Genomic DNA, 15,757 nt, shown 5'->3' with positions numbered 1-15,757 from the left:
AATGACAACAAATAAAGCTTTAGTTACAGGTAGTAGCAGAGGTTTAGGGAAAGCTATTGCTATCGAACTTGCCAAAAACGGATATGATATCGTCGTAAACTATGCTCGAAGTAAAACCGCTGCTCTTGAGACAGTGAAGGAAATTGAAAACCTAGGAAGAAAAGCACTTTTAGTAAAGGCGAATGTAGGAGATGTGGAAAAGCTTCGTGATATGTTCCACACTATTAAAGAAGAGTTTGGTCGTTTAGATATTTTTGTTAGCAATGCAGCTTCCGGTGTTTTAAGACCTATTATGGAATTAGAGGAATCACATTGGGACTGGACAATGAATATTAACGCCAAAGGAATGTTATTTGGTGCCCAAGAAGCGGCTAAGTTAATGCCAGACGGTGGGAAAATTTTGGGGATCAGTTCTTTAGGGTCTATCCGTTATTTAGAAAACTACACAACAGTCGGAGTTTCAAAAGCCGCAATAGAATCACTCACAAGGTATTTAGCAGTGGAGCTTGCACCTAAAGGAATTGTAGTAAATACTGTATCTGGTGGTGCGCTCGACACAGACGCACTCAAGCATTTTCCAAATCGAGATGAATTATTAGACGATGCCAGAGTAAATACACCAGCAGGACGGATGGTAGAAATAGATGACATGGTCAAAACAGCTATGTTCTTGCTATCTGATGACGCTTCCATGATTAGAGGCCAAACAATTATTGTCGATGGCGGAAGATCGTTAAAAATGTAGTGTCTTACACTCCCACTAATTTTTCAGCTAGGAAGACATAAATGCGTGGCGTGCGACGGCCACATCTGAGTAAAACTTCTTATATTCGTATAATGAAGACTGTCTATCTAAACTTGAAGGCGAAGATGCAAATGTAAGCTAGTTTCATAAATGACTATCTATTTATAGTAGCTATATACTTCATACACAGTGGTCGGTTGGATGTGCGCCTTCCAAGCCGCATGAGCGCGAAGAATGAGACTTTAAAAGGGTGAAGGAACGGAGTGACTCATCCTTAAAGGCTCATGCGTAGCGTGCGGCAGCGCACATCCGGGTGAAACTTCTTTTATTGCTAGCACACTATATGAAATTGACTCAAAGAATGAATAAAATTAAGCCATCTGCACATGATAATTATGTACGGAGGTGAACAATCCATGAAGAATAACAGAAAACAGCAGAACCAAAACCAAGAGTTTGCTTCTGAAACTGATATTCAAAAAGTTAAAGAACAAAATCGTCAAGCAGAGTTGAAAAAACAACAAGCTAGCGGTCCACAAGCAAATCGTTCTTCTAACCGAACTAAATAACATGGATTCACCAAAAATCAGCGAGGGTAAATAACCCTCGCTGATTTTTTTACTATAGTTTTTTACATTGAATTGCTATAATAAGAAAATAAGTATAAAAATTCTAAATTTACGCTTGATGAAAAGGTGGCTAAATCATGGCGATTCCAAATGAAGGAGAAACTATTCAAATTCACAGCTACAAGCATAATGGTCGAATCCACCGGGTCTGGCAAGAAACGATGGTTTTAAAAGGAACCAAAAATATTGTAATTGGAGCAAATGAACGAACACTTGTAATTGAATCCGATGGTAGAACTTGGATTACTAGAGAACCTTCTATTTGTTACTTTCATGCAGAATATTGGTTTAACATTATTTGTATGCTACGAGAAGATGGTGTATACTATTACATCAACATGAGTTCTCCGTTTGTCTATAACAATGGAATGCTAAAGTACATTGATTATGATTTAGATGTGAAGGTATTTCCTGATATGACCTACACAATTCTGGATGAAGACGAATATGAGCAACATAAAAAAGAAATGAAGTATCCAGAAGAAATTGATGGTATTTTAAATCGAAATGTCGAGAAGCTCATTTCCTGGATCAAACAAAGAAAAGGTCCGTTTGCACCAGATTTTATTGAGGCTTGGACAAGTCGTTATCATTTCCAAAAACAGTTGAATGAGTAGTTAGAGAAACCTGTTGAAATATGCAACAGGTTTTTCTCATGGTAGAAGGGAGTTTTTATATGAATTCGATGAAAAGATATATGGAATTTGTAAAACCGTATAACTTTCAAATTTTCTTGACAATCGTCATAGGGGTTATAAAATTTGCTATCCCATTATTTATTCCGATTCTTATCAAGATTGTAATTGATGATATTATCGGAGCAGAAGCATTAACCAATGATGAAAAAATGACTCAATTAATATATTGGCTTGGCGGGACTGCATTAGTATTCTTAATCGTTCGACCACCAATAGAGTATTATAGACAATACTTAGCGCAATTAGTGAGTAATAAAATCTTGTTTGATATACGTAAGAAAATGTATATCCATTTACAAAAGCTTAGCTTAAAGTACTACTCCAACACACGTGCTGGCGAGGTTATTTCTCGAGTTATCAATGATGTGGAGCAGACGAAAAACTTTGTCATGATTGGATTGATGAACGTCTGGTTGGACCTAGCGACTATTTTAATCGCTATTGGCATCATGTTAACGATGAATGTAAAGCTTACTTTAGTTACATTATTAGCATTTCCGTTCTATGCATTCAGCGTTAAATACTTCTTCGGAAGATTACGGGATTTAACAAAAGAGCGTTCTCAAGCATTAGCTGGTGTTCAAAGTTACTTACATGAGCGTGTACAAGGAATGAGTATTATTAAAACCTTTACGCTAGAAAAGCATGAACAAAAATTATTTAATGAGACAAATGGAGAATTTTTAGATGCAGCAGTAAAACAAACCGTATGGAATGCAAAAGCATTTGCAGTAGTTAATACGATTACAGATATTGCTCCTTTACTTGTTATTGCTTATGCGGGTTATGAAGCTATTCATGGAAGACTTTCTGTAGGGACAATGGCTGCATTTATTGCTTATGTGGAGCGCTTATACAGCCCGTTAAGACGTTTAGTAAATTCATCCACAACATTAACGCAATCATTCGCTTCGATGGATCGTGTATTTGAGCTAATGGATGAAGAGTATGATATTGTCGATAAAAAAGGTGCTTCTACTTTAGGAACCTCTAGCGGAGAAGTGACATTTTCTAACGTATCATTCCAGTATGAAAAAGATGGACATATGATTTTAGAGGATATCGATTTCCGTGTTAATGCAGGAGAAACAGTAGCTTTTGTAGGTATGAGTGGCGGTGGTAAATCGACTATTATTAGCTTAATTCCTAGATTTTATGATGTTACTAAGGGACAAATACTAATTGACGGTAAGGATGTTCGTGATGTCACCATTGAATCCTTAAGAAAGCAAATTGGTATAGTGCTACAAGATAATATTCTTTTTAGTGATTCGGTCAAGTCCAATATATTAATGGGGAAACCTGGTGCTACAGATGAAGAAGTAGTGGAAGCGGCTATAGCAGCAAACGCACATGACTTTATCATGGAGCTTCCTGAAGGATATGAAACAAAAGTCGGCGAGCGTGGAGTGAAACTTTCAGGAGGTCAAAAGCAGCGTGTTGCGATCGCCAGAGTATTTTTGAAAAATCCATCTATTTTAGTTCTAGATGAAGCAACTTCAGCATTAGACTTAGAGAGTGAATCTTTAATACAGGATTCTTTAGAGAAGCTAGCTTCCAATCGTACGACCATAATCGTAGCACACCGTCTATCTACTATTACGCATGCCGATAATATAATCGTTATTGAAAATGGTAAAGTGATTGAGAACGGTTCACATGCGCAATTGATGAAACAAAAAAATACTTATTACAATCTATTTCAAATTCAACAACTTGATACAGAATAATACTCAAACATCTTATAAGTGTTTCTTCCGCTTATAAGATGTTTTTTTATATTTAGGAAGGGAGGATAGTCGTATGACTTTTCAGAAAAGTGTTGCATAACAGAATTTTTTGTGTAAAATATCATTTATAGTACTTTAGTTAGAAGATTCAAATATTTGTGAAAAGAGGGAACATCATGAGTGAACGACAAACAATTTTGGAAGTGAAAGATCTTCAAACGTCCTTTTTCACAGATGATGGTGTTATTCCATCCGTAGATCATATTGATTTTCATGTAAGAGAAGGCGAGATTCTAGGTATTGTTGGAGAATCAGGATGTGGAAAAAGTGTTACTTCTCTTTCCATCATGGGACTAGTTCCAAGTCCACCAGGGAAAATTACGAGTGGTCAAATATTGTTTGAGGGCAAAGACTTAACAAAGTTTTCTGAGAAAGAAATGCGCAAAGTTCGCGGCAACGATGTGGCAATGATTTTCCAAGAACCAATGACATCATTAAATCCTTTATTTACAATTGGAAATCAATTACTAGAGGCAATAACCTTACATAAGAAAGACTGGAACAAAAAGAAAGCGAAAGCAAGAGCGATAGAAATGCTAAAACTAGTTGGACTTCCGAGAGCAGAAGAACTTATGAATGACTATCCACATCAGCTCTCCGGTGGAATGAGACAACGTGTAATGATAGCTATGGCATTAGTTTGTGATCCCAAGCTCTTGATAGCTGATGAACCGACAACAGCTTTAGATGTAACTATTCAAGCCCAAATATTAAAGTTAATGCGCGAGTTAAATGAACGGCTGAATACGGCGGTAATATTAATAACGCATGATCTAGGCGTAGTAGCTGAAACTTGTGAACGAGTTGTAGTGATGTATGCAGGAAAAGTAGTAGAAGAGGGCACCGTGGATACAATCTTTAATAACCCACAGCATCCATATACAAAAGGTTTGATTGCTTCTGTGCCAGATATGCGATATAAAAAACAGCGCCTCTACTCTATTCCTGGGAGTGTTCCAAAACCTGGATCCATCAAACAAGGTTGCAGATTTGCAGCTCGCTGTGAATTTGTAGTAGGAAGATGTACGGAAGAAAATCCTCCTCTATATGAAACAGCGGAAGGTCATAAAACAAGATGCTTCTTATACGATGAAAAGGAGGTTTTGCAAGATGACAGAGCCGCTGTTAAAAGTTGAAGGATTGAAAAAGTATTTTCCAATACGTACTGGGATGTTAGGAAAACATACAGGTAATGTGAAAGCTGTAGATGATATTTCTTTCTTTGTAAATGAAGGAGAAACTCTAGGAATAGTGGGTGAATCTGGTTGTGGTAAATCTACTACAGGCAGGATGCTTATGAGATTACTAGAGCCTACTGAAGGAAAAGTGACCTTTAACGGAAAAGAACTAACGAGTATTTCAAATGATGAGATGAGAAAAGCTAGACGTGAAATACAAATGGTATTCCAAGATCCTTATGCTTCTTTAAATCCACGTCATACAATTGAAAAGATTCTAATGGAGCCTTTAATTGTCCATAATATTGGAGACCCAAAGAGTAGAAAAAAGAAAGTACATGACTTTCTAGAAATTGTCGGTTTAAGTAGCTATCATGCCAAACGTTATCCACATCAATTTAGTGGAGGACAAAGGCAACGTATAGGAATAGCAAGAGCATTGATGACTAATCCGAAGTTGATAATAGCGGATGAGCCAGTGTCGGCACTCGACGTTTCGATACAGGCACAAGTCTTGAATCTCATGCAAGATTTACAGAAGGAGCTCAAGTTAACTTATATCTTTATTGCTCATGATTTGGGAGTTGTTCGCCATATCAGTGATCGTGTAGGGGTAATGTATTTAGGAAGAATGGTAGAACTCGCTACAAGTGAATCCATGTATGCTGAACCTTTACATCCTTATACAAAAGCTTTACTTTCTGCAGTTCCAGTTCCAGATCCGGAGTTTAAACGGGAACAAATTATTTTAGAAGGAGACATTCCAAGTCCCTCAAATCCACCTTCTGGGTGTACCTTCCATACAAGATGTCCTTTTAAGATGGATATTTGTGTGAAGGATGTTCCACATTTACAAGAAGCTAAAACAGGTCATTTTGTTGCATGCCATTTATATAATGAGCAATTGCAACATTGATAATAAATAAATAATTGGAGGGGTCCAAATGGGAAAAACGAAGATATGGTCATTTTTGCTGCTGATGTTCGTTGCACTTACTATGGTACTTGCTGCGTGTTCATCTGACGATTCATCAGACGGCGATACAAAAAAAGATAATGACAAGGGAACTACAGAAACTGCGGAAGATAAAGTATTAATCTTTGGTCGTGGAGGAGATTCTGTTTCACTAGATCCAGCTGCTGTAACGGATGGTGAATCATTCAAAGTTACACAAAACGTGCAAGAAACTTTATTAAACTTTGGTGAGCAAGATACAACAATTAATGAAGGATTAGCTACAAAGTGGGAGCCATCAGAAGATGGACTTTCGTATACATTCACACTTCGTGAAGGTGTAAAATTCCATGATGGAACTGATTTTAATGCAGAAGCAGTTGTTAAAAACTTTGAACGTTGGGCTAGTGGTTCTGAAGATCTATTCCCTTATTATGGGTCTATGTTCGGTGGATATGCTGGTGATGAAGGTCATGTAATTGAATCAGTTACTGCTGAGGGAGATTACACTGTAATATTCAAACTTACGCGTGCACAAGCACCTTTCTTGAAAAATATTGCAATGAGTCCATTCGCTATTGCAAGTCCAACTGCATTTGAAGCAGCAGGAGATAAATATGGAGATAGCCCAGTCGGTACTGGACCATTCAAATTTGTAGAGTGGAAACGTAATGATTCTATCACTATTGAAAAGTATGAAGAGTATTGGAATTCAGAAGAGCCGAAATTAGATCGTGTTGTTTTCCGTGCAATTCCTGATAACTCTGCTCGTTTAAACTCTCTTTTAACTGGAGAAATTGATTTAGCTGATGGTGTAAATCCTTCGGACGGAGCTACAGTTGAGTCAGAGGCAGCTCTACAACTATTCGAACGTCCATCTATGAATGTTGGGTACCTTGGGTTAACAAATACTCGTCCTCCATTCGATAACCCAAAAGTTCGTCAAGCTGTAAACTATGCAATTGATAAACAAGCTATTGTGGACGCTTTCTTTGAAGGTCGTGCAGAGGTAGCGAAAAACCCTATGCCATCTTCTATTAGTGGATACAATGAAGATATTCCGGGTTATGAGTACGATCCAGAAAAAGCGAAGCAATTATTAGCAGATGCTGGTATGGCTGACGGTTTTGAAATGGAACTATGGGCAATGCCTGTACCACGTCCTTATATGCCAGATGGTGCAAAAGTTGCTGAAGCTATTCAAAAGAACTTAGCTGATGTTGGTATTACTGCTAATATCGTATCTTACGAATGGGCTACTTATTTAGAAAAAGCTAAAAATGGTGAAGCAGATGCATTCTTATTAGGTTGGACTGGTGATAATGGAGATGCGGACAACTTTATCTATGTTTTACTTGACGAAGATAATATCGGAAGTAACAACTATAGCTACTACAAAAACGATGAGACACATAAAATCTTAATCGAAGCACAAACAGAAGTAGACGAAGACAAACGTAATGAACTTTATAAACAAGCACAAGAATTAATCTTTGAGGATGCTCCGTGGGTTCCACTTGCTCACTCAACACCATTACTAGCTGGAGATGCTGAAATTACTAATTTCTTCCCACATCCAACTGGTTCTGATAGATTAAACAAGGTCGACTTTAAGTAATAAGCTTAAGGGGGGAGGTCTTCGTGATTTCTCCCCTTTATTCATTAAATTAGAAATTGTATTTATTCAGCATTTGTTTAGCTCCTACGTCTAGTCCCTCGAGTTGCTTCAAGATATCAGGGGCGTATGATGAGGGTCAGTAGTTGTGACACGACGATCATAATCATATACTGACTTCCAATTACATAGGCGTTTGTGCTTTTCTTAATTTAAATTAGAGAGGTGAAGAAAATGCTTCACTATATCGGTAAACGATTATTACAATTGATACCTGTATTACTTGGTATGACATTTGTTGTTTTCATGATCATACGAGCAATTCCTGGTAATCCCGCACAAGTAATATTAGGACAATTAGCATCTAAAGAAGCGATAGAAGCATTGGAGATTAAACTAGGCTTGAACCAGCCTTGGTATACACAATACTTTGACTATTTAGCTGGTCTCCTAAAAGGTGATTTGGGCGAATCTATGCGAACGGTTCAACCAGTTGCTAAAGAGATTTGGCCATACTTGGCTGCAACAATGGAGCTAGCTTTCTTTGCCATTATTATTGCAGTAATAATTGGAGTTAATGCAGGTATTATATCGGCTTGGTTCCAAAACTCTTGGTTCGATTATATGGCAATGGTCTTAGCTTTAATCGGAGTATCCATGCCAATTTTTTGGTTAGGTTTGATGGAACAGTGGATTTTTGGTATTGAATTACAATGGCTTCCAACGACTGGTCGAGAAGAGGTTCGAGATCCCATTAACTCCATCACGAGCTTGTATGTAATAGATACAATTATACAGGGAAGATTCGATCAACTAGGTACTGTACTGAAACATTTAATATTACCTGGTATTGCGTTAGCAACAATTCCGATGGCGATAATTGCTCGTATGACTAGATCAAGTATGCTTGAAGTAATGAGAGCGGATTATGTTCGTACTGCTAGAGCTAAAGGGCAGAAAATGTTTTTTGTAGTTTACAAACATGCTTTAAAAAATGCAATTATACCCGTATTAACTGTAATTGGACTTCAAACTGGGCTTTTACTTGGAGGCGCTATTTTAACGGAGACTATCTTCGGATGGCCAGGAATCGGCAGGTATATTTACGAAGCTATTTCGTTCCGTGATTATCCAGTAATTCAGTCGGGTATATTGGTTGTCGCTTTTATATTCGTGATGATTAACTTATTTGTAGATATTTTATATGGGTTAGTAGATCCGAGGATTAAATATGATTAAAAGGAGGAATAGATATGTCCGAAATGGTTCCGAATGCGACAAATGATCAACTAATAGTAACTAAAGAAACGTCGACCGGTCCTTGGCGAGATGCATGGCGTAGCTTTCGAAAAAACAAAGGAGCGCTTGTAGGAGCAGGGATTGTCTTATTCTTCTTATTTTTAGCATTTTTTGGTCCTTGGCTTGCACCACAAGGTATTAATGATCAGCTTTTAACAGATCGATTGAAACCACCGTCTAGTAAGTATTGGTTTGGTACGGATGATTTTGGTCGTGATATATTCTCTAGAATTATTTATGGAGCTAGAATCTCCTTAATGGTAGGGTTTTTCTCTGTTATTGGTTCTGTAGTAGCTGGTAGTATTTTAGGTATTATTGCAGGTTACTATGGGAAATGGATAGACATGATTATTTCAAGAATTTTCGATATCATGTTAGCTTTTCCAAGTATATTATTGGCCATTGCTGTAGTTTCTGTCTTAGGACCGTCTTTACAAAATGCATTGATTGCTATTGCGATTATTAATATTCCTAACTTTGGTCGCCTAATACGCTCGAAAGTTCTAAGTATTAAAGAAGAAGAGTACATAACATCTGCTAAAGCAATTGGGATGAGGGACATTCGAATTTTGTTTTCTCATATTCTACCTAATTCTATGGCACCGGTTATTGTTGCAGGAACACTGGCAATCGCTTCAGCTATTATTGAAGCAGCTGCTCTAGGGTTCTTAGGATTGGGAGCTCAAGCGCCTGCTCCTGAATGGGGGAAAATGCTAGCGGATGCCCGTATGTATTTAAGAAATGCACCGTGGACGATGATTTTCCCAGGAGTAGCAATAATGTTAACAGTTGTAGGATTTAACTTGATGGGTGATGGACTCCGAGATGCACTAGATCCGAAGATGAAAAATTAATAACCGTGCCACTTAGCATTCTAACGCTAAGTGGCATTTTTTTAGAAGAACTTTTACGAGGCGTTACTATTTTATTTGTTGTATTTGCTAAACAACAATCGGACGATCCAACTAATAATATCTAAAAAAAAACTGGTTGGTCGCGAGAAAACTCACGATCAACCAGTTTTTTTAATAAGGAGTTTCTTCAATTTCAACAGTCAGCTCTTCGCTATGAAAGTTTTGATATGAGGTGATGAGTTTATCCACATGTTCCAATTGTTCCTCATAGCTTAAAATAGCAGATAGTAAATGTAGCAGATGGTATGAAGAAAACTCCTCTTCCATTTGTGTAATAGTAATTTGTTTGACGAAAATATCCATTACTTCTTGCCTTTGTAAAAATGCCTCGGAATCGTTCTCTTCAATATGCTCGGGTCTTAACTTACCGATGAATTTCAAATGGAGCTGTTCATGATAGGTTAATAGAGTATCCAATCTTTCCTTTATCATCATTAGAAAATGTTCGGGAAGAAGAGTAAATTCATGCTCATGGTGATGCAACTTTTTTAGTACATCTAAGCTTTTATAGGAAGCCGAAATTAATTCGCGGTAGACGACTAATTTTCTTCCCTTTGTGTGGTTTGCTTTCTTAGTGTATCCACGTTCTTCTTTAAAGAATGAGTATATTTGATCAACACGAACAAGTCTTTCATTTAATTGACTAATGGTTTGTTTAGTCGATTGATGATCGGATGCTTGTCGAACTGCTATTCGTAACCAACGAATTATTTCGTCCTGTGTATAGTGAATTGCATTGAATAGCTTCTTTTCAAACTTAGGAGGTAAAAATACTAAATTCACAATAAAAGCAGATATTACTCCAACTAGAATGGTAGCAAATCGTAATACTGCAAATAGTAGAAAGTCATCTCCTTGTATTTCCATAATCGCAATTACCGTAACAAGAGCAAGTGTTAAGGCTTTCTCTAATTTTAGTTTAAGCATAATTGTAATGGTGATGATTGCAGCAAATCCTACGATTACATAATCTTTACCGAAAACTAAAGAGAAGATAACCGCAACAATGGCTCCGATTAAGTTCCCTTGAATTTGTTCAGTGGCTGTTTTATACGACCTATATATAGAAGGTTGAATGGCGAAAATAGCTGCTATTCCTGCAAATACAGGATTGGGAAGCTGAAGTAATTCAGCTATGAATAAAGAAAATACAATAGCTACTCCAGTTTTAAATATTCGAGCTCCTAATTTCATTAAATCCAATCCTTTCGTAAGAAACAGCGCACTTGTTTATTGAAGTTTAGCAAATGCATTATTAACTGCAGAAAGTGTTTCTTGAATATCACTTTCTGTATGCGCAGTTGTGATAAACCAAGCTTCGTATTTTGAAGGTGCCAAGTTAATACCTTGGTTTAACATTAGCTTAAAGAACTTCGCAAACATTTCCCCATCACTTGCTTCTGCTTGTTCATAATTCTCTACTTTCACATCTGTGAAGTAAACGGAAAGTGCGCCTTTAATACGATTAATAGTGATGGTGACATTATTTTTCTTGGCTGCTTCTAAAATACCGACCTCAAGTAGTCCACCTAGTCTATCGAGTTCATCATATAACCCGGGAGTTTGTAAAACTTCTAAGCAAGCAATACCCGCTTGCATAGACGCTGGATTACCTGCCATAGTTCCCGCTTGGTATGCTGGTCCTAATGGGGCAACTTGCTCCATAATTTCTTTTCTGCCGCCGTAAGCACCTATTGGAAGACCTCCACCGATGATTTTACCTAATGCTGTTAAGTCAGGTGTTTGCTCTAACATAGTAGATGCTGCGCCGTAATGGAAACGGAATGCGGTAATTACTTCGTCGTAAATAACTAGTGCACCTTTATCTTTTGCCAATTTATGAACTAGTGGAAGGAAATCTTCATTTGGCTCTACCATGCCAAAGTTTCCTACGATTGGCTCCACTAAAATACAAGCTAATTCGTCTCCCCATTTCTCCATAGCTTCCTCAAAAGCTTTTGGATCATTAAATGGAATAGTAATTACTTCTTTCGCTGTTTCTTTAGAAACACCCGCAGAGTCAGGAGTACCTAATGTAGCAGGACCTGAACCAGCTGCAACTAGTACTAAATCAAAGTGGCCATGATAGCATCCCGCGAATTTCATCACTTTTGTTCTTCCAGTATAAGCACGAGCAACTCGAATTGTTGTCATTACTGCTTCTGTTCCTGAGTTAACAAAACGAACTTTGTCCATTGAGGGAATAGCATCCTTTAACATTTTTGCAAAGGTTACTTCATGTTTTGTTGGAGTCCCATATAACAAACCAGTTTGTGCCGCTTTTGTGATGGCCTCGGTAATATGAGGATGTGCATGACCTGTAATAATAGGTCCGTATGCCGCTAAATAGTCGATATATTTATTGCCATCCACGTCATAAAAATAAGCACCTTCTGCTCTTTCCATAACGATAGGTGCTCCTCCACCTACTGCTTTATATGATCGTGATGGACTGTTTACACCACCTACTATATGTTCTAGTGCCTCAATTTGAATTTTTTCTGATTGTGTTTGTTTCAATGTCCTAGCCTCCGCTCAGTTTGTTTACAGATAGAAAGTATAACGTTTCTATTCAATTATTGTCTAGTATACTAATTCTTTAAGTTCCTCTTAATTGTAGACAATAATATTGAAAATTGCTAAGAAAATTGAACAAAGTGAGTAACTTCGTTACGATATATATATAATAGGAGGGATTATGATGGAAAAACTAGAAGGCATGGTAGCACCTAACTTTTCATTGAAAAATGAAAAAGGAGAAATTATTTCATTAAAAGACTTTGCAGGGAAGAAATATGTCGTTTTGTATTTTTACCCAAAGGATGCTACACCGGGCTGTACAACGGAAGCATGTGATTTTAAAGCCGCTCATACAAGTTTCACTGATTTAAATGCAGTTATTCTTGGAGTTAGCGCAGATGATGAAAAGGCTCATACAAAATTTATAGACAAGCATGGTCTTCCATTTTCGCTATTAGTAGATGATACGCATGAAGTATCGGAGGCATATGGAGTATGGAAGTTGAAAAAGAATTTTGGAAAAGAGTATATGGGTATCGAACGTTCTACTTTTTTAATCGATCCTACTGGAACGGTCGTAAAAGAATGGAATAAAGTTAAAGTCGACGGACACGTAGAAGAAGCACTTCTAACATTAAAATCATTAGTGACTGTAGGGCAATAATATGAATATATTGTTTTCTTTTTTACCAAAGCCGGAGCAACAGGATGAATTAGTAAAAAAGTACCCAGATGCAGAATTTATATTTCAAAAAGGTTTAAATGAAGAACTGCTAAAGTCAGCGTCAATTCTAGTTACATACGGCGAAGACATAGATGCACCTCATCTCAAAACTGCCGAACAGCTAAAATGGATTATGGTGGCTTCTGCTGGCTTAGAAAAAATGCCGTTACTGGAAATTGCAAAGCGAGGCATTGTCGTTACCAATGTACGTGGAATTCACAAAACTCCAATGGCAGAAACGATCTTAGCCCATATACTTTCTATTAATAAGTCACTCCCGTTGATCAATGAAAATCAACGAAAAGGGGAATGGTCTAAGCGTGTGTCTCCAACCGAATTACTAGGTTCAACTGCAATAATATTAGGTCCCGGTGCAATAGGCGGGGAAGTAGGAAGAATACTACAGGCTTTTGGCGTGCACACAATTGGATGTAATAGCAGTGGAAAACTGCCTCCATTTATGGACGAAATAGTTACCTTCGATAAACTAAATGAAGTTTTACCGAAAGCGGATATTGTTATTTCCATTCTACCAAGTACGGAGCAAACAAAGGGATTATTCACATACGAGCATTTACAGTCTATGAAGCAGAGTGCAATCTTTATGAATTTTGGACGTGGTGATTTAGTGAAAGAACAACACTTACTACGTGCATTAGAAGAAGAGAGAATCGCATATGCAGTACTGGATGTATTTGAGAAGGAACCACTTGCCGCAGAACACCCATTTTGGAGTATGAATAATGTAATCGTTTCTCCACATATCTCCAGTCACTCTTCTCAATATGTAATAAGAGCGCTACAAATTTTCTCAAGTAATTTAAATGCTTGGATGGAGCAAAAGCCACTGGAAAATGAGATTGATTTGGAAAAGGGTTACTAATCTATGTATATCTTTCCTTAACGAGTAATAAATTTGACAGTTCATGCCCTTTCTATTTATACTTATTGTAACAATTATAATTAAAGAATGAATATGAAAAGAGGTGCATTGCGATGACGGAAGTACATTTAAGAGATGCTTTAGATACATTAAAATCGACTGGTGTACGAATTACACCTCAACGCCATGCGATACTGGAATTTATTATCCAATCTATGTCACATCCCACAGCGGACGATATATATAAAGCACTAGAAAGTAAATTTCCTAGCATGAGTGTTGCAACGGTTTATAATAATTTACGTGTTTTTAGAGAAGCAGGACTCGTTAAAGAGTTAACCTACGGCGATTCTTCTAGTCGTTTTGATTTTGTTACGAATGATCATTATCATATGATTTGCGACGCTTGCGGTAAAATTGTTGATTTTCATTATCCTGGATTAGATGAAGTAGAACATTTAGCTTCTCATTTAACTGGGTTTGATGTAAGTTATCATCGAATGGAAATTTACGGTGTTTGTCCAACATGCAAAGAGCATGCAACTAAAGTTCAATAAGCAAAACCGAGCGTAGTAAGACACGCTCGGTTTTTTATTTGAAAACATAGCATTTTCATTTCCACCTTCTACCTACTTAGAATAGAAAAAACACTTTGCTAAAAAAGCAAAGTGTCCATTATCTTTTTTTATTCAATGCTTCATCAAATTCTTGACCTTCAAGATTAGGATCTAGCGTTAAAGGTTCTTTACAATACATACACATATCTACTCTACCTAATACTTTAGTATGCTTACCACAGTTAGGACATACAACAGGCACTGCTTTTGTTGATAATAATCCAATCCAGCCATAGACTGCTGTACTAGCCAAAATAGATAGTAGCCCCAGCGTTACGAAAATGGTAACTAATATACCGTTATCTTTAAAAAAGATTGCACCGTACATAATGATAAAACCAAAGAATATAAGTCCAAGTGCAAACGAACGTATACGATTTATTTTGTTTTTATAGGGTTTCATTTTTCAGCCTCCTAATTTCTACATACACTATATCATATTTTAGTATAAAGTTAAGTTAGGAATGAATTATAGAAGGAAATATAGAAAAGTTGTCGAAAATTTATAGTAGAAGTAAATAAAGGAGGCTTCATTTTGGAAGCGTTATTGAGACCGATTTATCAAGAAAGAGCAAGTGAACCTAATACACTTGGTGTTATTTTAGTAGAGAAACGGGCAGATTTTAGTCCTATTACAGATATGTTTGACTCTATTTTATTAATATTAACGAAAGAATCTGAGGTACCTGTTTTTACAAAGCATTATACGTATGAGGATAAAAAAACTGCGCTTCATATAATTACAGAAAAGCAGTTAAGAAAATGGCTCTTGTTGGGAACTAACCCGAAACTGGTGGATTGGTTAATCAACGGTCGTGTGGTATTTGATCGCAATGAATATGTAGAAAGTTTAAAACAAGAGCTATACGTATTTCCGATAAACGGAAGAAAAGCTCGAATGGGTATAGAGTTTGCCAAACTAACGAGACGGTATTTAGAAGGGAAGCTATTTTTTGAACAACGTAATTTCTTAGATGCTTATAATCATATGGTAGATTCTTTACATCATCTAGCACGATTAGCTGTTTTTGAAAATGGTATGCACCCAGAAGTGATGGTATGGAATCAAGTAAAAGCATTAGATCCTTCTATATATAAATTGTACGATGAGTTAATCTCTAGTGATGAATCATTAGAAAAAAGATTAGAGCTTTTGTTTTTAGCGAGTGACTTTTTGATTCATTCCCGAT

16 protein-coding genes (1 of these 16 cut by a window edge) are annotated in these 15,757 nt (G+C 36.9%); 13 read left to right on the top strand and 3 right to left on the bottom strand.

Annotated elements, in window-relative coordinates:
* Position 1 precedes the first annotated feature (1 nt).
* From fabL to nikC, 9 genes are all read left to right on the top strand, one after another.
* Positions 2–745, top strand: a complete 744-nt coding sequence (gene fabL, locus MHI47_RS15320) for an enoyl-[acyl-carrier-protein] reductase FabL (RefSeq protein WP_340831384.1) — start codon at positions 2–4, stop codon at positions 743–745.
* 416 nt (positions 746–1,161) lie between these two features.
* Positions 1,162–1,314, top strand: coding sequence for a gamma-type small acid-soluble spore protein (locus MHI47_RS15315; RefSeq protein WP_245762747.1), 153 nt, complete (start codon positions 1,162–1,164; stop codon positions 1,312–1,314).
* Between the two features lie 137 nt (positions 1,315–1,451).
* Positions 1,452–1,991 (top strand): nucleoside tri-diphosphate phosphatase, encoded by a 540-nt coding sequence (gene ntdP, locus MHI47_RS15310; RefSeq protein ID WP_093538175.1) that lies wholly within the window; start codon positions 1,452–1,454, stop codon positions 1,989–1,991.
* Positions 1,992–2,050: 59 nt separating this feature from the next.
* The gene (locus MHI47_RS15305) at positions 2,051–3,802 is read left to right on the top strand and encodes an ABC transporter ATP-binding protein (RefSeq protein ID WP_093538176.1); all 1,752 of its coding nucleotides are present in this window, start codon (positions 2,051–2,053) and stop codon (positions 3,800–3,802) included.
* Positions 3,803–3,978: 176 nt separating this feature from the next.
* Complete coding sequence (locus MHI47_RS15300) at positions 3,979–4,998, top strand: ABC transporter ATP-binding protein (RefSeq protein ID WP_093538177.1); 1,020 nt, start codon at positions 3,979–3,981, stop codon at positions 4,996–4,998.
* Entirely contained in the window at positions 4,973–5,956 is a 984-nt protein-coding gene (locus tag MHI47_RS15295; protein WP_340831382.1) for an ABC transporter ATP-binding protein, read from the top strand. Before MHI47_RS15300 ends, MHI47_RS15295 begins: the two co-directional genes overlap by 26 nt.
* A gap of 28 nt (positions 5,957–5,984) precedes the next feature.
* On the top strand, positions 5,985–7,613 hold the full coding sequence (locus tag MHI47_RS15290) for an ABC transporter substrate-binding protein (RefSeq protein WP_093538179.1): 1,629 nt from the start codon (positions 5,985–5,987) through the stop codon (positions 7,611–7,613).
* Positions 7,614–7,844: 231 nt separating this feature from the next.
* Positions 7,845–8,849, top strand: a complete 1,005-nt coding sequence (locus MHI47_RS15285; protein WP_093538180.1) for an ABC transporter permease — start codon at positions 7,845–7,847, stop codon at positions 8,847–8,849.
* A gap of 23 nt (positions 8,850–8,872) precedes the next feature.
* Entirely contained in the window at positions 8,873–9,763 is an 891-nt protein-coding gene (nikC, locus tag MHI47_RS15280) for a nickel transporter permease (protein ID WP_245762752.1), read from the top strand.
* A gap of 171 nt (positions 9,764–9,934) precedes the next feature.
* Here nikC and MHI47_RS15275 read toward each other — a convergent pair whose 3' ends face one another.
* Positions 9,935–11,017, bottom strand: coding sequence for an FUSC family protein (locus MHI47_RS15275; RefSeq protein WP_093538182.1), 1,083 nt, complete (start codon positions 11,015–11,017; stop codon positions 9,935–9,937).
* A gap of 36 nt (positions 11,018–11,053) precedes the next feature.
* Entirely contained in the window at positions 11,054–12,343 is a 1,290-nt protein-coding gene (locus tag MHI47_RS15270) for a glutamate-1-semialdehyde 2,1-aminomutase (RefSeq protein WP_093538183.1), read from the bottom strand.
* A gap of 181 nt (positions 12,344–12,524) precedes the next feature.
* Between MHI47_RS15270 and bcp the strand changes: the two genes are divergently transcribed.
* The 3 genes from bcp (at position 12,525) to perR (ending at position 14,507) form a co-directional block, all read left to right on the top strand.
* Positions 12,525–13,007 (top strand): thioredoxin-dependent thiol peroxidase, encoded by a 483-nt coding sequence (bcp, locus tag MHI47_RS15265; protein WP_340832072.1) that lies wholly within the window; start codon positions 12,525–12,527, stop codon positions 13,005–13,007.
* A 1-nt stretch (position 13,008) separates the two neighbouring features.
* Positions 13,009–13,950: a D-2-hydroxyacid dehydrogenase gene (locus MHI47_RS15260; RefSeq protein ID WP_340831381.1), complete on the top strand. Its 942-nt coding sequence runs from the start codon at positions 13,009–13,011 to the stop codon at positions 13,948–13,950.
* A 113-nt stretch (positions 13,951–14,063) separates the two neighbouring features.
* Entirely contained in the window at positions 14,064–14,507 is a 444-nt protein-coding gene (gene perR / locus MHI47_RS15255; RefSeq protein ID WP_139185114.1) for a peroxide-responsive transcriptional repressor PerR, read from the top strand.
* A gap of 118 nt (positions 14,508–14,625) precedes the next feature.
* On the opposite strand, the gene MHI47_RS15250 is transcribed toward perR, so the two are convergent.
* Positions 14,626–14,970: a YgzB family protein gene (locus MHI47_RS15250; RefSeq protein ID WP_093538186.1), complete on the bottom strand. Its 345-nt coding sequence runs from the start codon at positions 14,968–14,970 to the stop codon at positions 14,626–14,628.
* Positions 14,971–15,102: 132 nt separating this feature from the next.
* Here MHI47_RS15250 and MHI47_RS15245 point away from each other — a divergent pair, with 132 nt between their 5' ends.
* Positions 15,103–15,757 carry the 5' portion of a nucleotidyltransferase-like protein gene (locus MHI47_RS15245; RefSeq protein ID WP_093538187.1) on the top strand. The gene runs 212 nt beyond the window's last position, so only the first 655 of its 867 coding nucleotides appear in the window; its start codon is at positions 15,103–15,105; the stop codon falls past the right edge of the window.

Source organism: Psychrobacillus sp. FSL H8-0487 (assembly GCF_038008385.1).
Classification (GTDB): Bacteria; Bacillota; Bacilli; order Bacillales_A; family Planococcaceae; genus Psychrobacillus; species Psychrobacillus psychrotolerans.
This window is presented reverse-complemented; position numbering and strand designations above follow the sequence as displayed.